This is a genomic window from Natrinema thermotolerans (assembly GCF_031165565.1).
Lineage (GTDB): Archaea > Halobacteriota > Halobacteria > Halobacteriales > Natrialbaceae > Natrinema > Natrinema thermotolerans.
The window spans coordinates 916703-935804 of the sequence record NZ_CP101873.1 but is presented as its reverse complement, the minus strand read 5'-3'; the positions used below and the strand labels follow the sequence as shown (position 1 = coordinate 935804).

Genomic DNA, 19102 nt, shown 5'->3' with positions numbered 1-19102 from the left:
CGTGGGCTCATTTCCCACTGCACCGTCGAACGGACCCGCCGCGGGTGTTCTCGAGGTCCTGCTCGAAGTCCGCCATTAGGGCCCCAACGACATCGGCCCGCGAAAGTTCGTGACCGCGACGGTCCTCGAGGTGGTTTTGAATCCGTTCGAACTGGTCGGCCTTGCTCCCGCGGAGCGTGATGTCGGTTCGCATCTGATTAGTCGTCGAAGGGGTGTTTGATCCGGACCCGATCACTTCCGTAGTGGGTACTCTCGAGCGTCCACTCCCGCGAGTCGATCCGCTGCAGCGTCGTATCATCCGAGTAGATCCACTCGGAGCCGATCGTGTTGCCCGCGTCGTCGCTGAACCGGCGGAGCGTCAGCGGTTCGCCGTCAACGAGCAGTTCATCGGGGAGCGTCCGCGGACAGCGTTCGGCGTCGGCTTTGTGGACATCGGCCGGGTACTCGACGATTCCCCGGACCTTGTCGAGATCGTTGCCAGAGCCAAACCCGCCGAGCATTGACGCCTGACACTGCGAGGCGATGTCTTCGTCGAGTTTCGCGAATCGCTGGGTGACCCACGCGACACCCATCCCGTCGCCGTGCCAGGTCGTCGCGAGTGTGTCGAACTCGTCGGGGTAACCGTCCCGCTGAGGAGCGAGGCGGTGGGCCTCGTCTAGCCCCAGGAACGTGCGTTCCTCGAGCTGGGCCAGCGCGGCGATGGCGGTCGCGATCGCCTCGCGCCAGGCGTCGTCGGTCATGCCGTCCCGGGCCAGTTGCAGGCTGCCGTTGTCCTCGAAGATTCGTCGCCACTCGGCTCGCGAGAGATCGTCAGTTCCTGGTCGGAGCGGGAGCCGCTGCAGGAGTCCCGACTCGACGAGGCCGGTGTACTCGTCCTTGTAGTCGATGAGGATCGTCCGGTCGTACTCCGGCGCGTTCCGTTCGGTATACGCCTGCAGACCGTACGATTTGCCCCAGTTGGTCCGGGCACCGAACGCGAGGTTCATCGGTCCTCCGAGTCAACGGCGTTGGTTACGTCGCGAATCCCCTGCTCGGCCATCTCGAGGCCGCCGGCGAGGGCCTCCTCGAGGACGGCTTGCTGCCGCTCGTTCGGCCAGTCGACGACGGCCTCGCGGAACGTCTCGAGGTCGTCGACGTCGAACCGAGTCCGGACGTGAGCCGTGGCGAGTTCGTCGACGCCGCCCTCGACGCCCTGCTCGCGGTAGCGGTCGGCCCACGTCTCTTTGGTCGTCTGCCATTCCTCGTCGGTGAGGTCGGCGTACTGGGCGGCTTCCTCCGCGTTTTCGATGTCGATCGCTTCCTCGACGTACCACGAGGGGAGCGAATCGTCGATCATCGCGAGAGCCATCGAGCGGATTTGCTCAACGCGATCGTCGACCGACGGCAGTCCCTCGAGGGGTTCGATATCGTCCTCGTCGACGGCCTCCTGGAGGTCGGCGACGGCCTCCATAATCCGGCGCTCGCGGTGAGCGACGATCGAGAGGAAGGCTTCAGCCTGCTTGCTCTGGAAGAACTTCGTCGCGAGGGCCTTCCGTGGGTCGCCGCCGGTCGCGATCTCGCGGAGGTTCATGCTTCCACCTCCGCGGTAGCCCCGCTCATGGAGTCGATCGCGCCGTCGAGCATCTCCGTGTCCTCGACGAGGACCATCACGGCGAACAGCGAGGTCATCGCCACGAGCCCCTGACCGGGCCCGAGTTCCGAACTGCCGCTGAGGTTCTCCCGGTACCACTGGTCCATGTACTCGTCGAGGTCGAGTTCCTTCGCGAGGTCGGCGTACTCGTCGATCACCGCCGAGCGATCGTCGACGCCCGAGCCCATCCGATCTTGGCTGATCGCCGCACCGGCACCGAGGGCCCGACAGTAGACGTGACCGACCGTCTTTCGATCACCCGTGGCGGCTTCGCCGACGTCGTCGTCAGGTTCCTCCGCCGGGTCGTCGACGTCTACCTCGTCGTTGGGGTCCTCGGCGTCGGCTTCCGCGACCTGCTCGGCGATCTCCGGATCGATCTCGGCGTACGCCTCTTCCTCGAGGGACTCCTCAGGTTCGGGATCGTCCTCGCGGTCGCCGTCTCGGTCGTCAGTCAACGAGACCACCTCCGGCTTCGCGGTCGATGCCGTTGCCGCTCGAGTCGTCCTCGTCGGGTGCCGGTTCGGCCGAGTCGGCGTCGATCGTGTTCGACCGGCGACGACGCCACAAGAGGATCAGGAGCGCCACGGCGACGGCCGCCCCGATCAGGACGGCAGTGGTCCGGAGACTCGGCCCACCGATCGAGGCACTGCTCGAGGGGGTAGAGCCACTGCTCGGGCCCCCTTGAGCCGTCCCTTCTTGCTGGTCGTTTGGCTGCTCGTCTGGGTCCCACGGGTCGGTGCTGTCTGCGGGTTTCACTTGCTCGTCTCCCTGGTCGTCGTTGCTCTCGTCGGTCGTGTCGCTGCTCGAGGGGGCGGGTTGGTCCCCTTCGTCGCTGCTTTCTGCCTGCTCGTCTGGCTGGTCGTCGCTGCTCTCGGTCCCTTCGGGTCGCTGCTCGTCACTGCTCTCGACCCCGTCGCCGTCTGTGCCTTCGCTGGTGGTCGGGGCCCCTTCCCAGGCCCCTTCGTCCCTTGCTCGCTGGTGGTCGTCGCCGCTCATCGCATTGATGTGGCTCCTGACCGCCTCCCTCGAGGCAAAGGGAGGTTGCTCATCGTCCCATTCGTCGTCGTGTTTGTCGCACCCCTCGACGGGGCAGAAGTAGCCTGTCATGTGTCGCTCTCGAAGTCCTCGAGTGCTTTCGTGTCGCTTCTCCTGGCTCCGAACTGCCCGAGTCCCTCGCGTTCGTCGACGTCGTCGCCGTCACCCTGTCGGAGGTAGCCGTCTTGCTGAGCTGCGCGGAACTCCCTCGAGGGGTTCTCGATCCCCTCATCGGGTTCGTTCACCGCGTGGTCGAACAGCGTCTCGTCGGCCTCGTCCTCGAGGTGGCGGTCATCGGCGAGCAGTTGGTCGTCAGGCTCGTCGGTGCCGGGTTCGTCAGTGATCTCTGTCGTGGGGTCCCACCGAAGGGGCCGCTGCAGTCGCTCGAGTTCGGTGAACGCCTCGATTTCGTCCTGACCGTGCGCTCGGCGGATGCCATTGATGGCCTTCGCCGCGGCGATCGCGTGGTTGACCGAGTCGCCGGCTTCTGCGAGAGCCGCCTCGAGCGTGTCGGTCGCGTTGTGATAGCCTTGCCAGGCGCGCCGGATCGCACCGAGCCACTTCCCGGTGATTTCGTCGGACGGGACTTCGTCATCGAAATCGGAGAGCAGTGTCTGTACCTCCGATTCGTCGAAGCCACATTCGTCGGTGAGGAACTCGCAAGCGGCATCGTCACCGTCCTCGCAGTGTGTCGCCGCGTTGCCGCATTGATCGCCTGCAGCTCGTGTCCGGGCGAGTTGCTCGTCGACATCCGATTCGGCATCGAGGCGATCGCCGCGCTCGTCTCGAGTGGCCCGCTTGGCAACCTCGCGGTGTTCGTCGACGGTGAGCGACGGATCGAGGTAGGCGAGCCAGTCGTCGACGCCCTCGTCGCGCATCGCCGCCTTGATCGAGCGGGCCCACGGGACGTTCGCCCGTCCCTTCGACCAGTCGATCGACTCGATTTCGTGGTCCTCGAGCGGGAGCTGTCCCGAGCCGTCACGGTCGGCTTGGCCATCGGACGCTTCGACCGTCGCCGTCTCGAGGATGTGGGCGGGCGCGTCCGACGAGATCGCGACGGTCTTGAGTCGGCGGTCGTCGTCGGTACAGAGGTGATCCTCGTAGTCATCGCGGAATTGGTCGGCCGCCGCTTTCGATCCGAACTCGATCCGTTCCGTCATCAATAGGCTCCAGTGATGTAGCGGGCGAGTCGGCAGTTCTTCAGCGTCCGCGAGTAGCCGTCGTAGCCGCCGGTCGGTTCGGTCTGTTGGAGTGACGACCGCTCGAGGACGTCCTCGAGATCCGGCGTAACGTGCCAGGATTTCTGGCCGGTCGGCGTATCGACCCAGACGACCGGCCACTCGTCGTGCCAGTACCAACCAGCGGTGTTCGGGCCCCACGTGAGCCGGATCGCTCTCGCGAAGGCGATCGCGAGGAGATTCCGGTCGTGGTAGACCTCGTCGATGGGCTTCTCGTCAGTCGGTGGCGAGTTGTCCGTCCCCATGCTTCGATGAGACTCTCGAGCGAGTGATAGCGGTCGGGAATATCATAGTCTCGTACTGGTGAGACTAATGTTTAAACAGATTCAGGACCAGTTAGGAACGTAGCCATGCCGATCCACCAGTTGACACAAGTTGGTCGTACGTCGGGCGGTGTTGTACTCCCGAAGGGCGAACTTCGGGCGCTCGGGTTGGTAGACGAGAACGGCAACGTGAAAGATCAGCCGGTACGAGTGACGCGGACCGATACAGGAACATGGGAAGTTTCCGTTATTGATCCAGACGAGTACCCTGTTTGAACCGATAAACAGCGATCCTCTCGAGCCAATTTTGCTAGGATCCTAGTCCTAGCACCGCTAGTATAACCTGTCCCGTACCCATAGGGTACGGGACACCTTGAACATCGGTATTAATCCGTCTTATTCCCCACTTCAGCCACTGTTAAGCAGATTTCAGGCCCAGAGGGCGAGGTTGTGTTGGGAAGTTTTATCTATGGCAATCCCATAGGTACTCGCAGTACCCATGAGTCTCCAAGAAGCTGTTCGCGATGTCAGTGAACAGTACGATGTCCCGGACAACGAGCGTCTCCGGGAGTTGGCGCGATCGAACGCGCACCTCCGCGACTAATTCTTATTCCGCCTCAGAACTGCTGTTTTCGCTACGCAGGAAGTCGACGAATCCCTCTTCGGATAGTGCTGGCTCCTGAACGAGGTTCCCTTCCCCACCTCGAGTGGCCAGTTCCTCCGCGAACTCGATGCAGTGTGCCTCGTGCAGCTCGGCGTATTCCTCCCACGCCTCGTAGTAGTGCATATCGAGGTCGTAGTCCTCGAGGGGAATCTCGATATCATGCTTTCGGCGGACGATCTCACACCCGTTCTGTTTTAACGTGAGGAAGTACAGGTTGTGCCGTCGAACGGTGAGCAGCCGCTTTGACTCGACGATGTAGGGGTCGACCCACTCACGCCATTCGTACTCTTCGGTGTGTGTTTTCGGCGTTTCAAAATCGGCCCCAGCCGCCTCGAGATAGGTCTGTGCCATCGTGATCCCCGTTCGGTGATTCGCGTTCGGAAGCGAATGTCTCAGGATCAGATTCGACATCAGGCTCCCGGCAACGTCCGTTGCCGATCCATCCCACGAAACGTGATCGACTGCTTCAGGGACTCGCTCGATCTCGAGGTCCTTGTAGATCGCGAGTTCACTACCGTTCTCCTGTTCTTCCTGTTGCATCTCGGCGAAGAACTGGAGTAACCAGATCGCGATGACCCGGCTCGTCGGGTCCATCGGCTCTAAGTCTTCCTCCAACTGAGCTGGGCTAATTTCCCGATCGAGATCGTCAGCCGTCCCAGATACACCCGTTGTATAGAGAACACGCACGTCGCCGTCCGGGAATGAGTAGTCCATCACCTTGACATCGGCCGTCGGGTCGCGGAGTTTGTCCTCGAACGCATCCGGATCCGTACTGACATCCTCGAGAGAGTAGTTGATATCGTCCGGATGGTGTTGATGAACAACTCGAGTCGGCATCTGATTGGCTTACTACTACGAGGAGAGACGGATATATCCGTTGTCCTTAGCGTTCCGTGGTGTCCGCGAACCCACTCTTCGCGGACAATTGACTCCGAGATCGGGGTCGATTGCCGTACTGATAACCCCATTCTTCATGGTTTGTTGGGCTAAAAATGAGTATCGAGGACAGCGATGAGACTGAAGCCCTACCCGCAACGCGAAGGGAAGCGCGTGTGGTTGAGTGAAGACGAACTGCAGGCCGTGATCGACGAGGCGGAGGACAACCGCCAGATGATCGCGTTCCTGCTCGCCGGTCGATGTGGACTCCGCCGCTGCGAGATCGTCCAAGTAACGCCCGCCGATGTCGTCGAGACGCCGACCGGGACACACTTGCGCGTCTGGGAGGACGTTGCGAAACAGGAACACTACCGCGAGCCGCCGGTTCCCGACCAACTGGCGACGTACATCGATGCCCACACCGACGCCGCCGGGATCGCACCGGACGAGTCGATCGTCGACGTGACCGCCAAGACGGTCTACCGCTGGGTGCAGCGAGCTGCCGAACGACTCCACGCTGAGAGCGGCGATCGCGGCTGGTCGTTCCTCGACGTCCACGACCTGCGGCGGACCTGGGGGACGAACCTGCTCGAGCAGGGCGTCCTACCATCGGTCGTGATGGACTGGGGCGGTTGGGAGGACTGGGAGACGTTCCGGCGGCACTACCTCGGCGAGTTCTCGCCGGAAGCGATTCGGCGGGAGCGTGGGAAGGTGAATTACCTCGAGGACGATGTCGCGAGCGAGACCGAAGTCATACAGCCGCCAGCGACAACGACTGAGACGAACCACGTTCACTGAGCGCCTGTCGAAAGTTGATTTCTCTGTTGGTTCTAGTGACCGAAACTTTCTAGGAAACATAGTTTCTAGATATCGACATGGCACAGTTCCATTGTCCGCAGTGCGATGCGACGAACGACATCGACATCAGCATCGATACCGACGCCGAGATCGGGGCAACGGACCAACCCGGACTTCCGTTCATCGGCTGTTCGTGCGGTGGCGTGTTCATGCCTGCCGACACCGAGGCCGTCAGCGAACTCGATGGAGCGACCTTCGCGACGCTTTACACTGGGGCCGTCTGCTACGGGCAGCAGGAAGCACTCGGCGACGATTACGAAAACTGGTACGACAAGTTCGTCTCGGAAGCGATCTCGGCGTAGCTATTCGTCGGATTCGAACTTGTCCTCGAGGAAACTCTCGAACGAATCGACCAACTGATCTGCTTCTTCCTCGGTAAACTCGCCGTCACGCTCGATACCGTTGAGTAAGTTCTCCGCAGTTTCCTCCTCAATTATCCCGTGGTCACCAAATACAGTTATTGCGTTCTCAAGAGCTTCTTGTCTCGAAACGCCGGAATTGCTATCGGACATAGTGACAGTTGTCACAAGAAACTACGTTCACTTAAACCTAGTATTCGAGTGATGTATCGCACCCATTTCTCACTGGTTGCAACGAGCTGCCGAACGGCACCGTGCCGAGCGCGGAGATCGCGGCCGATCGTTCCTCGGCGTTCACGACCTGCAGCGGACCTGGCGAACTAACCTGCTCGAGCAGGGCGTCCTACCACCGGTCGTGATGGACTGGGGCGGCTGGAGAACTGAGAGACGTTCTCTATAGTTGTGCAAAATATTAGAATCGGCCCTGTGAGGCAAATGACTCAGGTGAAACCTGTTTCCTCATATTCTTTAACTTTCTTTTCGTATCACCGTGAGATGAATTCACTAGTTTCCGATCTGGCCAAGAGTGAACGGTAACGTTGCGGAAGTCATTTGCTAATTCCTGCACTAACTCAATGTGCTCAACAGCATACTCTGCCCATTGATCATTCCGTTGAATCCGCTCTAGGTCTTTTGCTACGTGTTCGTATCCGGCTTCACGGGTGGCTTCAAGACACATCTCGAAGTTCTTACCTCGTGGGTTCATTGGTTCGTGAAAGACTACTTCCGGATCAATTGCTTCAAACCAGGATAGAGTTTCGCGAATCTGATCTCGATCCATAGTCGGATACGTAGGTGAGAAGGACACAAACCGAGGTATTCCAGCTCGGAACATCTCGTCTAATGCTTCCCACCGCGCCTGGGGTGGTGGTGCCTGAGGTTCGAGTGCTTTTACTAACGAGGTATCAAAACTAGGTATAGACATCCCAACCGTAACCAATCCATCTGATTTTTTGAACAAATCAATATCTCTCGTAACATTAGGACTCCGTGTGAGAATGCGGACTGGGATATCGGCATCAACCAGTTCATGCACGCATCCACGAGTGATCTGAGCTGCTCGACGATCTTGATAACAATCTGTTCCACTAGATAACATAACGGCCCCCCTCCCTCGTTTTGTTACCTTCCAGTCACTGAAGTCTGTCTCCTTCAGTCCGTTATGGGTACGTTCGGGAAGATCATCTCGGTACAAAAGATAACTTCCCCAATCCTCCTGTGGATTTTCCACTTCTGCCTGTTTTTCAAGCATCCTATCTCTATTTTTGATAGCTGGTGTACTGGGTACGTAGCAAAACCGGCATCCGTGCTTACACCCAGTAGCAACGTTTATGACATAATCACAGAGACTCTTTTCATGGAGTTTCGATTCGCTTAGGACACTCTTTGTTGGATCAGTATTGACGGTCAAATCACCCTGCTCATAAGGTTCTTTAGACGTTGCACAATCCCAACAAAGGAGATGCCCCTCCAAAGTTGAACTAAATCTTTTATTGATTTGATTCCCGCATTCATAACAAACCAATCCCTGCTGCCAGAGATTAATTCGGACACTATGCTTACGTTCTATCTCCCGAAGCTCATCTAATGTGGGATGTTTACCGAGTTGCTCTATAGTGCGACCCTCGCTATCAACCAATTGGACATATCGGTCGTACCATCCACCCTCTGGGTCGCGCTCGGTTTTAAGGTACATAGGTCCCGTTATTTACAACCCATATCTGTACGCCTATAAAAAGAACCCAAGGTCGGAGTGAAAGTGAAAGTGGAAGATGGATCTATGTCGTGGGGACGGGCTTTGGATATGATTCTGGTGAATCCTCTTTGTTCCGTTCTTTTCGGAAAAATTCCTTGTGATCATCCACATACTTCACGAATTTTTTGTCAGGCCATAAGTGGACTGGGAGGTCCAGGTCTTCTCCTATCTCTCGAACAGCAAGCAACTGGTTTTTCGAATATTCGACCCAATGATCACGGTCACGAAGTTTTGCAAGTTCATCTGCTAGTTCATTCTGACCGGCCTCCCGTGCTGCTTGGATAGTCATCTGGAAGTTACCACCTCGTGGATTGATTGTCTCGTGAAAAACTACATCTGGGTCGAGTCTTTCTTTGAATGTACTGAGCAAATTTCTAAGATCAGTGCGATCCTGAGTGGGATAAGTTGGAGACATAGACACGTAGACCGGAACTCCTGCGTTGCTAACTTTTTCAAGAGCATTTAGCCGAGTAGTAGGGGCTGGGGCTCCAGGTTCAATCGATTGAACTATTTCGTCATCAAGACATGGGATAGATGACCCCACGGTGACTAACCCATTTGCGGCTTTAAACACATCTAAATCGCGAACCATAGCAGGACTTCGAGTAAGGATCCGAACTGGCTTCTCATGCTTTACCAGTTCAATCACACAACCTCGAGTAATCTGAGCTGCTCGTCGGTCCTGATAACAATCAGTCCCGCTGGAAATCATAACAACCCCTCGTCCATCTGGTGTTGAATCCCACGTTCTCTTCCGCTCGAGATTCCTACTAAGACGCTCAGGGAGATCGTCACGGTAGAGTAAATAACTCCCCCATTCTTCTTGACCATTATCAACATCTGCCTTATCTTTCAGCATATCCTTACGCATTTTTATGTTCGGAGTTGATGGAACGTAGCAAAATTTGCATCCATGTGAGCAACCTGTTGCGACGTTTATGACATAGTTGCAGAGGTTCTTGTGATGTAATGAGGATGAAGATAATACAGCCTTCGTGGGATCGATTGTAGAAGTCACCCCCCGTTGATCTGTTTCGGCAAGCGTCCCCTCTACACAATCCCAACAAATTATGTCTCCAGAGGGTTTTGATCCGAAACGGTCTGTGACTTTAGATCCGCATTCAACACATTGAATACCAGATTCAGACACATCTAACCGGTCTAACGGTTCACCAGTAGACCGGCTAACTCCTCTCAGTTCATCTAATTTAGGAGTTGGGGATAGATTTCCACGAATTTGCCCAGATCTATCTCGGATAATCAACTTGGGGGTGTCCGAACGTGGTGATTGGCATCGCTGTATCTCCATGTGCTTAGTCCTATATAACTGGTTTTCAATAAATTGTACCCCGTAGCGAATCAGACCACCCGATAATATTATTATCTACGCTTCAATATTTTGGGATTGCATGGAAGATCCGGTGAAGCCCGATGATGCCGATGAAAAATGGGAGCAATATTATGGCCATACTCGGGCAAAACATCAGTTGCTTCGCTACTATCTTGGGCCCTGGATGAGAAAATTAGGTCCTAACTTCCCAAAGATAAGGGTATTTGATTGTTTTGCTGGTAGGGGGGAATATGATGCAAACAGTGATACCAGTCCTATAGAATTAACGGAGATTGAGACTAGCACTGATATTCCCGGGTCTCCACAAATCATCCTAGATAGAGCAGTAGAACACTCTGCTATCTCTGAAAATATAGAATGTGTATTTATAGAGAAAACTGGGAAGAATGCTCGGATTCTAAGAGATAATCTCCCCGCAAGACGTACACTCCCAGATAATATTTCATATAAAGTAGTAGAAGGGAGATTCCAAGATGTTACTAAAGAACAAGTTAAGAAAAGTGGTGGTTGGAATCTCCCCGCTTTCTTCTTCATAGATCCATACGGATACAGTCAGATAGAGTATGATTTGATCACCGATCTATCTTGTAGATCCGGGCACGAGATACTGATCAACCTAATGGCAAGTGAGGTGATTAGGTGGCAAGATGTTGATAAACACCAGGATGCACTAAAAAAGCCATTTGGCACTGATAACTGGAGGGAAGAGCTTGAAAATTATGAGCCGGATCACCTCGAGCATCGAGAAGTAGGTTACTATTGTGAAAGACTACAAGAAAATGGTCCAAATGAAACACTCGCATACTTAGTAACAGAAGAAGATTCTACTGCGATGAAATATTATCTAGTATTTGGTACAAATAAATCAGATGGTTTAGAAATAATGAGAGAAGGAATGAGGTCATGTGGCCCTGGTAAATTTGCATATGCACCTCACCGGGAAGATATTGCAAATGATCAATCCGGTCTAGATCAGTTTTATGGAAATAAGGTTCGCGAAAAGTTATTGGACCTATTTTCCGGAGAAACAATGCCTTTCGACGATCTTATTAAGGAATATGTGGTTGAAGAGAAACGATCTGCCTACCGTAGAAAAGATATTAGATCTGAACTTAAAGACATGGAAGATGAGGATTTAATCGATGTCACCCGAGTCACATCAAAAACAGAAAGAGGACTTGGAGGACACGATATTATATCGTTTCCTGATGAGTAATGGTGGTAGACTAAACAAAGAATCGAATACTCCTCGAGGTGAAGGGAACTGACAAAGTCCAATCACTAAAGAATTCGATGGGGGGTTGGTTCTGGCCGAGTTTCAACATCAAGTTCCCCATCCAGATACTTCTGTCCCTCATACGTAATTTCGTACATGCTACTATCTTCAAAGATCGGGGCAACTAGCCCTACCTGAGAAAGCAGTTGGCACCGCTCCTCAACCCGCCCACGCGAAGCAGTGAGATTGACTGCTTGAGACATATGCCGTGGTGTTGACCACGGATCTTCCGAGAGATGCTCGAGAATCCGTTCATCAAGTGTACACATCCAGCGGGCGGGCTTTCGGCTCATTAGGGTTGAGTGGTTCCACTGGCGCTCGGTCCGTCTCTCGAGCTGCCGCTGTTAAGGTAGGTCTCGTTTTCGGCATCATATTCTTCATCGAGATAGGCTTCCCCAATATCGGAGATATCGTAGACGCCGTTCCCGATTGGGATCAAGAGTCGGTGATCCGCCAGTTTCTGGCACCTTCGAGAAACTGATGACTGACTAATTCGAACTCCATCGCGTTCAGTCAATTTACCTACTGGTGTTGGACCTTCGTTACGAATGATTTCGAGAATCCGGTCATCCCAGATTGTCATCCAAGTACCCGATTGCCTCATTAAATCCTAATACAGGATGGGGGAACCTATTTCCCAGTATTTATCCAAATCTCTATCTTGAATCGCTTTTCGAGGCTGCGATGCATTTATGCATACTGAATACAAAGGTGGAGTTGCGGAGTTACCAACTCGGATGAAGATGACTCTTGTTGGTATGTGAGATCGGGCGGCGTTGGAGCGCCGCCCGGAAGGTAACTCCGGTGATCCGGAATGAATCTCGGAACTTCCGTGGGGAATGCACCCCACGCACGGCAAGAGGCATCGCCATCCAAAAGGTCTAACGCTCGGTGCGCCTGCGGCGCTCGAGCGGACGGCTACGACGCTCGGAGCAACGAACCGGCCTGCCGCTCCTGTGCGTACCTCCGAGCTGACGGTGGTCCTGCATCGGGCTCGCCTAAAGGTCGGCAGCAAGCGGACGAACTCGTCGAGGACTACGAAGCCGAGCCCGAGCTGGTGGCCGACGGTGGCACCGTCTGGGGCGATCTCTCTGGCTTCCAGCGGGACATCCTCGAGGTAATCGCCGCTATCGAGTCCACCGGTGAGGAATCCTACGGCCTCGCGATCAAGGAGCGACTCGAGCAGCACCACGACGAAGTCCTCCACGGGCGGTTGTACCAGAACCTCGACAGACTCGTCGACGACGATCTCCTCGAGCGCGGCGAACTCGACGGGCGGACGAACAGCTACACGCTGCTGCCCGAAGCCGAGGCACTGCTCGAGGAGAGCGTTCGCCGACGTGCGGACGCCTGTGGGCTCGATGTCTCCGACGCCGATGACGGTGACGAGAGCGGTGATCAGGATGAGTGACGAGGCGTACACGACAGGCTTCTGCACGAACGGTGGCGCATACGTCCTCGCCGTCAAGGACAAGAACGGTGCGACCTGCCCCGTCTGTGGTTCAGAGGTCGAAACTGCGACTCCAAAAATCGAAGGGCGACTATGAGCGGTGATCCCGAGACAGTCAGCTGCACGACTTGCGGCGCGACCGCGCGGCGTATCACCTGGGGATCGACGGATACGACCTGCTACCGCTGTACCGAGTGCCACGCCGGCGGCCACATCGTCTACACCGACGGCGGCAGGGAACTCCGGCGCGGCGGCGTCTTCCGTCGGCTCAGCAACTACGCGACGCGGAGGGTGACAGCATGAGCGACGACCTCGAGCCGATCTCTCCCCGAGAGGCGGTCGACCTCTACGTCTCGCACCGCGAACTCGAGGTGAGCGAGAAGACCCTCCAGAATCACAAGTACCGGCTCGACGCTTTCGTCGAGTGGTGTGCGAAGGTCGGCATCGACAACCTCAACGATCTCACTGGCCGGCATCTCCACCAATACCGGGTGTGGCGACAGGAGGACGTGAACATCGTCACGCTCCGCGGGCAGCTCGCGACGCTCCGCGTCTTCCTCGAGTTCTGCGCGTCGATCGACGCCGTCGAACCGGGGATGCGCGAGCGGGTGAAACTACCGGACGTCGACCGCGGCGAGGAGGCTCGCGACGAGATGCTCGACGCCGATCGCGCCCATAAGATCATCGGCTACCTCGAGCGGTACAAGCGCGCGAGTCGCGACCACGTCATCATGGCGATCCTCTGGCACACCGGGATCCGCCTCGGGAGCCTTCGCGCGGTCGATCTCGAGGACTACGAGCCCGACGAGCAGTGCTTCTGGTTGCGGCACCGGCCCGATACGGGCACGCCGCTCAAGAACCAGGAGCCGGCCGAACGGGCGATCGCGCTCGACGACTACTACTGCGATGTCCTCGACGAGTACCTCCGCTTCCACCGCCACGATGTCGTGGACGAACACGGCCGCGAGCCGCTCATCACGAGCGACCAGGGGCGGCTGAGTTCCGGACAGATTCGCTCGGAGGTGTACCGGCTTACCCAGCCCTGCATGGTCGGGGAGTGTCCTCACGACCGCGATCCGAACGACTGCGAAGCCACGGAGTACGGGCACTACTACGACTGCCCGAGCAGTCTCTCGCCGCATACGATCCGGCGCGGGGCGATCACCTACCAGCTCCGCGAGGACATTCCCGAGAAGATCGTCAGCGATCGGTGCGACGTGTCCTCGGAAGTCCTCGATCGCCACTACGACCGCCGTACAGACCGTGAGAAGATGGAACAGCGACGCGACTTCATCGAAGACCTATAACAGGAACATGACTCTCGAGCAAGCAGCTGTCAGCACTGTCGTATCGATAGCCGTCAGAATACCCTTAGGGAACGGAATTCGGCAAGTAGAAAGCCTGAAACGCCAAATTTCGAGTGGACTCGCCGGGATTTGAACCCGGGGCCTCTCCCATGCCAAGGGAGTGATCTACCCCTGATCTACGAGCCCTCGAGCGCATTCTCCAGTTCCCGTCGGGAATAGATAAACCCCTCGAATTCATCGAGGCCCGTCACGGATACACATTCGTCGGGGCGACACGGGCAGCCCGTACCGTTGCTCGCGGTGGCGAACGCTTTTTGACCGTCCCGAGACGAGAGTCAACGGATGGCCGGGAACCGGGACCGAACGCAGCGTCGGGACGAAAGTGATGTGAAACGCGGCGATGTCCGGGAGACGTACGACCGGATTGCGACCCACTTCGCGTCCACGCGCGAGTACGCGTGGCCGGAGGTCGAATCGTTCGTCGCGTCCCACGCGACCGATCGGGGCTTCGATGCGGTCGGGCTCGACCTGGGGTGTGGCAACTGTCGCCACGCCGAACTGCTCGCAGCAGAGTGCGGGTCCGTCGTTGGCCTCGACGTGAGCCGTGGCCTGCTCGAGACGGGTCGGGAACGCGCCCTCGAGCGGAGGTTCGACGTTGAGTTGGTGCAGGGAGACGCGGCCGCGCTGCCGCTCACTGACGACGGCGTCGACCTAGCGGTCTACGTCGCGACGCTGCATCACCTGCCGACGCGAGCGGCGCGGCTGGCAAGCCTCGACGAACTCGCCCGCGTGTTGTCCCCGGACGGTCGTGCGTTGGTCAGTGCGTGGTCGACCGCTCACGACCGGTTCGATGCGACTGAGGGGTTCGATACGACCGTCGAGTGGACCCTCCCCGGCGGCGATCCGGTCGATCGGTTCTATCATATTTACGCGCCCGAGGAGTTCGAGGCCGACCTCGCTGCCAGCGACCTCACGCTCCGGGAGTGGGAACTCTCGAGCGGGAACTGTTATGCCACGGTTGCGGGCGCGGGCCAGTCGGGATAGCGCGACCGTACCCGGAATTCGGTTTCGAGAGGGATCGTTCGGCCGACGGTCGCCCGGTGGCTATGGTGGTATTTGTTCCCGTGACAGGTGATTCCACAAGCGATCCGACTCGCTATTTTAGCCGGTCGAATCCGTAGATATCGGGCTCAGTCCCACTCGATGAAAACGGTTTGAAATCGAGTAAAAGGTCCGGAATAGACGCTAACGATCTGAAGAACGTCCGGCTTTTATGATGGTCTCGTCCACCAGACCGGAATGCGCTATGACGCGCTTGACTCGACGTTCGGCGCTGAAGGTCGCAGGCGCATCGCTTGCCGCAGCCACCGTCCCCGCGACGGCTGCCGCCGCCGAGAGTGACGACGGGTGGACCGTCGTCGAGACGCCGGTCGATAGCACCCTCCACGACGTCGCCTATACGGCCACCAACCCGCACGCGGTCGCGGGCGGTGGGCTGGTGATCGAACGCACCGCCACCGGCTGGGAGGTCGTCCTGCAGGGTGGCCCGACCGGCAACGGGAACGACCTCTACGGGGTCGACACCACCGACGACGGCAAGCGGCTCTGGGTCGTCGGCTCGAGCGGTGCGATCGGCGAGTACGACGTAACGACCGGGAACCTGGTCGACCGCTCGGCGCCCAACGATTACACGGCGAACTTCAACGACGTCTCCGTCACCGGTCCCGCCGGTGAGGCCGACGTCTACGTGGCCGACGACTCCGGATCGATCCACTACAGCTTCGACAACGGTAAGGAGGGCACCTGGAACTACGTAGTGCCGGGCAGCGGCTCCGGGCTGAACGCGATCGAGTTCTACGCCGACGGCGCGGGCCACGTTATCGACACCAACGGGAAAGTCTTCGCCACCGACGACGGCGTCACCTGGAACCCGATCGGCATCGAGGACGCCGGCGTCACCTACTACGGCCTCGACAGCGACGCCGAAGACGACGTCTACGTCAGCGGCGGTAACGCGTCCGTCTTCGACTACACCGGCAGCCGCTGGATCCCCGAGAGCCTCGGCGACGCCGCCCTCTTCGACATCGAAACCGAGGCCGGCACGGGCTACACCGTCGGCAGCGGTGGCGCGGTGTTCGAACTCGAGGACGACAAGTGGACCCGGAACACGACGCCGGTCGGTGAGAACCTCCGTGCCGTCGCCACCGGTGACGTCGACATCGCCGTCGGCTCCTCGGGCGCGCTGCTCGAGCGGTAACCGCCGGCCGACCCGCGGTGTGGACCGCCCGGTAGCCCGCTGATCGCTGAGTACCGATCTCCTGTTTTTCCCCTCGGCGACCGTGATCGCGAGCGGGCGGCGACACAGAAAAGGAAGAGCCTTAAACGTGGACCGAAAAGCCGGTGATGCGCGCGGATGGTCTAGTGGTAGGACCTGAGCCTTCCAAGCTCATGGCCCGGGTTCAAATCCCGGTCCGCGCACTCCTCACGCCTTCTCTCGTCGGTTTTCCGGGTTTCCAGCAATGACCCGACTATGCCATTCGAAGCTTACAACGTGGGTTGGTGTATCGCACCCCGGAGCCGTCCCCGGGTTTTAAGAAGTTTCAGGCTTACTAGAACTAGAGTTAGCGGTTCCCCTGTTTTCGCGGAGCCGGAGGTGAGGGCTTATGCAGGATGAACGTGACAAGGTCGATGGAATCGTTGTGGTTCCGGAGCAGTCGGAGGAATACTTGAACCAGCGGCAGCTCGAGGACTACATCGGTTTCCGGAAGCAGTTGATCAAGTGGCTTCTTAACCTCGGAAAGGATCCGGAGATGGCCGAGGGCTACGCGTTCGACACCGTACGGCAGAGAGGTTACAAACTCGACCAATTCTATCGGTGGATCTGGAGGCAGGAGGACGGATACACGCTCCGCGTCACGACAGACCACGCGGACGAGTACTGCAAGGAGTTGGTGTACGAGGAGACGTCGAAGACCCACAAGGCTGCCGTCCAAAAAGCGATCAAATCGCTGTTCAAGTACTTGAACCATGAACGAGGGAGGGATATTGACTGGGAGCCGGAGATCAAGTTCTCCAGCGGCGGAGCTACACACCAGATACGGGACTTCTTGACAGGGGATGAACGGAGGAAGATCAAACAGGCCAGCCTCGAGTACGGCTCCATCCCACACTACAACTCCCTCGATCCACGGGAAAGGGATAAGTGGAAGGCTCACCTGGCGCAACGGTTCGAGAAACCGAAGGCTGAGGTGACCAGGAGTGACTGGGAGAAAGCGAACGGCTGGAAGTATCCGTCGATCGTCTACACATCGATGGATGCAGGACTGCGACCCAAAGAGGTCGGACGCGCCAAAACCTCTTGGTTAGACCTCGAAAACGGAATGCTCCGTATCCCGAAGGACGAGTCCACGAAGAACACGGACAACTGGCACGTCGCCCTCAGCGAACGCACATCGAACATCCTCCGGAAATGGGTGAGTGAACGAGAAAACTACGAGAAATACCGTGGGACGGAAGCACTATGGCTTACCAAGTACGGAAACCCATACGGTAGCTCCTCGCTCAATCGGTTGCTCGGAAAGCTGTGTGAAGAAGCCGGGATACCGGTGGAACATAGAGACATGTCATGGTACTCGATCAGACACTCAGTGGGTACGCAGATGAGCCGTGACCAGGGACCCGCCGCAGTACAACAACAACTCCGACAGAAGTCGTATGAGATGGCGGTCAGATACGACCAAGCACCAGTAGGCGATCGTCAAGAAACAGTCAACAAATGGGACTGATAGACGATCAACTAGTTTAGACTGGTGTTCATGGCTCGTTTTCACCATACGGTGGCTAGTCGATAGAGATTTCTCAGCCAATTCAGAGCTGCATCTCAGAACTGACGACGCTTATTCAGGGCTGGTTCGGAGTGTGGAAGTTATCCCCACCACACGTCTGGATTGCCCTTTTTGATGAATGGAACAGGAAGGTACAGTACGATACAGGAGTCACCCGACCGAGTAACATCAAAGAATTTGGTACCCCAATCTGAGTTGACCTTATTCCCATAAGGCACACCTGTCTGGGATAGCTCTTCAGAAATATATGTTATCCATGTGTTCCCTATCCACGTTATATCTCCACCTTTTGCAGGAGATTTCTGCCATATTTTGAATCCCGGCATTGTCTAGTTCAGCACCTCCTCGACCGGCGTCTTTCCGCCGAGAGCTTGATGCGGTCTCTGACGGTTGTAGTAATGCATGAACTGTTCAAGCCACTCGCGGACGCTCGACCGACTGCCCACCCACGAATTATGGAAGCGGTCGATCCGCATTTTGAGTGTGTGAAACCACTTTTCGATGAGGTTTCGGTCGGTATAGTTGACCCGACCGCTCAATCCTACCCGAAAGAGGGCAGTCCGATAGCCGAACTGATCGACAAGAAACTCAGCCTCGGAGAGATCGTGTTTCTCGTCGAGTCGATGCAGAAATGCAGCCGCCGGATCAGTGCCATGCCGACCAAATAACGCGACGTCAAGAATCAGTTTTGTCTCGGTGTCTATTGCAGCGTACAACCAAGACCACTCGCCGTTTATCTTGACAGCGGTCTCGTCAACCGCGACCCGCTTCGGCTGCGCCTCAGGCGGGTCGCAACCGCTGTCAGCCAGCCGATGTACCCAATTCCAGACAGCCCCATGAGAGCGTTCAACGCCTAATTCAGCAAGAATCGTTGTTGTCTCTCGAAGCGAACAGCCGGTCTGGTGGAGGCGGACGGCGAACGCCCTGACGGGCGTCGCCGTCCGCTCGTTCTCCCAAGATTCTTCTAAATCCGCTTCATAGCTCTCACTGAGCAGGTCTGCGAGCATCTCTAGGCAAGTTACTCAACGACCTGCTCACTTCTCAAACTGACTCAACTAGACAGTGCCCAATATAGGCATCTGTATTTGATCATAAAAATCATCGCTGAGAGTATTAGTATGAAACCAACCGAAAGAGGGGGGCAAGATACAATCACAACGCCCATTTGACGGTTCGTTCACTGGGCGTCGAGCC

23 protein-coding genes and 2 tRNA genes are annotated in these 19102 nt (G+C 57.1%); 11 read left to right on the top strand and 14 right to left on the bottom strand.

From position 1 onward, the window contains the following. Positions 1-7: 7 nt before the first annotated feature. From NP511_RS04845 to NP511_RS04815, 7 genes are read right to left on the bottom strand one after another with little or no spacing between them, the layout of a single operon-like run. A complete protein-coding gene (locus NP511_RS04845) occupies positions 8-193 on the bottom strand; it encodes a hypothetical protein (protein ID WP_049964647.1) in 186 nt (61 codons plus the stop codon). A gap of 4 nt (positions 194-197) precedes the next feature. Beyond that, positions 198-986 carry an ATP-binding protein gene (locus NP511_RS04840; protein WP_049964646.1) on the bottom strand — a complete coding sequence of 263 codons (789 nt, stop codon included), beginning with the start codon at positions 984-986 and terminating at the stop codon, positions 198-200. Beyond that, positions 983-1570 (bottom strand): hypothetical protein, encoded by a 588-nt coding sequence (locus NP511_RS04835; protein WP_049964645.1) that lies wholly within the window; start codon positions 1568-1570, stop codon positions 983-985. Before NP511_RS04835 ends, NP511_RS04840 begins: the two co-directional genes overlap by 4 nt. Continuing rightward, positions 1567-2094 (bottom strand): hypothetical protein, encoded by a 528-nt coding sequence (locus tag NP511_RS04830; RefSeq protein WP_049964644.1) that lies wholly within the window; start codon positions 2092-2094, stop codon positions 1567-1569. Before NP511_RS04830 ends, NP511_RS04835 begins: the two co-directional genes overlap by 4 nt. Further along, the gene (locus tag NP511_RS04825; protein ID WP_049964937.1) at positions 2078-2737 is read right to left on the bottom strand and encodes a hypothetical protein; all 660 of its coding nucleotides are present in this window, start codon (positions 2735-2737) and stop codon (positions 2078-2080) included. The genes NP511_RS04830 and NP511_RS04825 overlap by 17 nt, the downstream gene beginning before the upstream one ends. Continuing rightward, entirely contained in the window at positions 2734-3825 is a 1092-nt protein-coding gene (locus NP511_RS04820; protein WP_084158233.1) for a hypothetical protein, read from the bottom strand. Before NP511_RS04820 ends, NP511_RS04825 begins: the two co-directional genes overlap by 4 nt. After that, positions 3825-4148, bottom strand: coding sequence for a hypothetical protein (locus NP511_RS04815; RefSeq protein WP_049964643.1), 324 nt, complete (start codon positions 4146-4148; stop codon positions 3825-3827). The genes NP511_RS04820 and NP511_RS04815 overlap by 1 nt, the downstream gene beginning before the upstream one ends. A 105-nt stretch (positions 4149-4253) precedes the next feature. On the opposite strand from NP511_RS04815, the gene NP511_RS23030 reads away from it, so the two are divergent. Next, positions 4254-4442, top strand: coding sequence for a DUF8053 family protein (locus tag NP511_RS23030; protein WP_084158232.1), 189 nt, complete (start codon positions 4254-4256; stop codon positions 4440-4442). 331 nt (positions 4443-4773) lie between these two features. Here NP511_RS23030 and NP511_RS04810 read toward each other — a convergent pair whose 3' ends face one another. Then, complete coding sequence (locus NP511_RS04810; RefSeq protein ID WP_049964642.1) at positions 4774-5667, bottom strand: DUF8172 family protein; 894 nt, start codon at positions 5665-5667, stop codon at positions 4774-4776. Between the two features lie 174 nt (positions 5668-5841). On the opposite strand from NP511_RS04810, the gene NP511_RS04805 reads away from it, so the two are divergent. Together NP511_RS04805 and NP511_RS04800 are read left to right on the top strand one after the other, a co-directional pair. Beyond that, positions 5842-6504, top strand: coding sequence for a site-specific integrase (locus NP511_RS04805; protein WP_049964641.1), 663 nt, complete (start codon positions 5842-5844; stop codon positions 6502-6504). Positions 6505-6581: 77 nt separating this feature from the next. Next, positions 6582-6866, top strand: coding sequence for a hypothetical protein (locus NP511_RS04800; RefSeq protein WP_049964640.1), 285 nt, complete (start codon positions 6582-6584; stop codon positions 6864-6866). Here the strand turns inward: NP511_RS04800 and NP511_RS04795 are convergent, their stop codons facing one another. From NP511_RS04795 to NP511_RS04785, 3 genes are all read right to left on the bottom strand, one after another. Next, positions 6867-7076, bottom strand: a complete 210-nt coding sequence (locus NP511_RS04795; protein ID WP_049964639.1) for a hypothetical protein — start codon at positions 7074-7076, stop codon at positions 6867-6869. Positions 7077-7335: 259 nt separating this feature from the next. Then, positions 7336-8619 (bottom strand): SPL family radical SAM protein, encoded by a 1284-nt coding sequence (locus tag NP511_RS04790; protein ID WP_049964638.1) that lies wholly within the window; start codon positions 8617-8619, stop codon positions 7336-7338. Between the two features lie 82 nt (positions 8620-8701). Beyond that, positions 8702-9697 (bottom strand): SPL family radical SAM protein, encoded by a 996-nt coding sequence (locus NP511_RS04785; RefSeq protein WP_345784577.1) that lies wholly within the window; start codon positions 9695-9697, stop codon positions 8702-8704. Positions 9698-10088: 391 nt separating this feature from the next. On the opposite strand from NP511_RS04785, the gene tcmP reads away from it, so the two are divergent. Beyond that, a complete protein-coding gene (tcmP, locus tag NP511_RS04780; RefSeq protein WP_084158231.1) occupies positions 10089-11246 on the top strand; it encodes a three-Cys-motif partner protein TcmP in 1158 nt (385 codons plus the stop codon). A gap of 352 nt (positions 11247-11598) precedes the next feature. On the opposite strand, the gene NP511_RS04775 is transcribed toward tcmP, so the two are convergent. Continuing rightward, positions 11599-11910, bottom strand: coding sequence for a PhiH1 repressor (locus tag NP511_RS04775; protein WP_049964635.1), 312 nt, complete (start codon positions 11908-11910; stop codon positions 11599-11601). Positions 11911-12363: 453 nt separating this feature from the next. Between NP511_RS04775 and NP511_RS04770 the strand changes: the two genes are divergently transcribed. The 3 genes from NP511_RS04770 (at position 12364) to NP511_RS04760 (ending at position 14063) form a co-directional block, all read left to right on the top strand. Further along, the gene (locus NP511_RS04770; protein ID WP_049964634.1) at positions 12364-12717 is read left to right on the top strand and encodes a helix-turn-helix transcriptional regulator; all 354 of its coding nucleotides are present in this window, start codon (positions 12364-12366) and stop codon (positions 12715-12717) included. A gap of 132 nt (positions 12718-12849) precedes the next feature. After that, positions 12850-13059 carry a hypothetical protein gene (locus NP511_RS04765; RefSeq protein ID WP_049964633.1) on the top strand — a complete coding sequence of 70 codons (210 nt, stop codon included), beginning with the start codon at positions 12850-12852 and terminating at the stop codon, positions 13057-13059. Then, positions 13056-14063, top strand: a complete 1008-nt coding sequence (locus NP511_RS04760) for a tyrosine-type recombinase/integrase (protein WP_049964632.1) — start codon at positions 13056-13058, stop codon at positions 14061-14063. The genes NP511_RS04765 and NP511_RS04760 overlap by 4 nt, the downstream gene beginning before the upstream one ends. Before the next feature lie 114 nt (positions 14064-14177). On the opposite strand, the gene NP511_RS04755 is transcribed toward NP511_RS04760, so the two are convergent. Then, positions 14178-14249: transfer RNA gene (locus NP511_RS04755), tRNA-Ala, on the bottom strand. Positions 14250-14405: 156 nt separating this feature from the next. On the opposite strand from NP511_RS04755, the gene NP511_RS04750 reads away from it, so the two are divergent. The 4 genes from NP511_RS04750 to NP511_RS04735 all read left to right on the top strand — a co-directional run bounded on the left by NP511_RS04750 (position 14406) and on the right by NP511_RS04735 (position 17848). Continuing rightward, positions 14406-15107, top strand: coding sequence for a class I SAM-dependent methyltransferase (locus tag NP511_RS04750; RefSeq protein ID WP_049964631.1), 702 nt, complete (start codon positions 14406-14408; stop codon positions 15105-15107). A 262-nt stretch (positions 15108-15369) separates the two neighbouring features. Continuing rightward, positions 15370-16320, top strand: a complete 951-nt coding sequence (locus NP511_RS04745) for a WD40/YVTN/BNR-like repeat-containing protein (RefSeq protein ID WP_006649182.1) — start codon at positions 15370-15372, stop codon at positions 16318-16320. A 150-nt stretch (positions 16321-16470) separates the two neighbouring features. After that, positions 16471-16541 (top strand) — tRNA-Gly (locus tag NP511_RS04740). A 185-nt stretch (positions 16542-16726) separates the two neighbouring features. Then, positions 16727-17848, top strand: coding sequence for a tyrosine-type recombinase/integrase (locus NP511_RS04735; protein ID WP_049964630.1), 1122 nt, complete (start codon positions 16727-16729; stop codon positions 17846-17848). 389 nt (positions 17849-18237) lie between these two features. On the opposite strand, the gene NP511_RS04730 is transcribed toward NP511_RS04735, so the two are convergent. Then, on the bottom strand, positions 18238-18915 hold the full coding sequence (locus NP511_RS04730) for an IS6 family transposase (RefSeq protein ID WP_049964629.1): 678 nt from the start codon (positions 18913-18915) through the stop codon (positions 18238-18240). Positions 18916-19102: the final 187 nt, after the last annotated feature.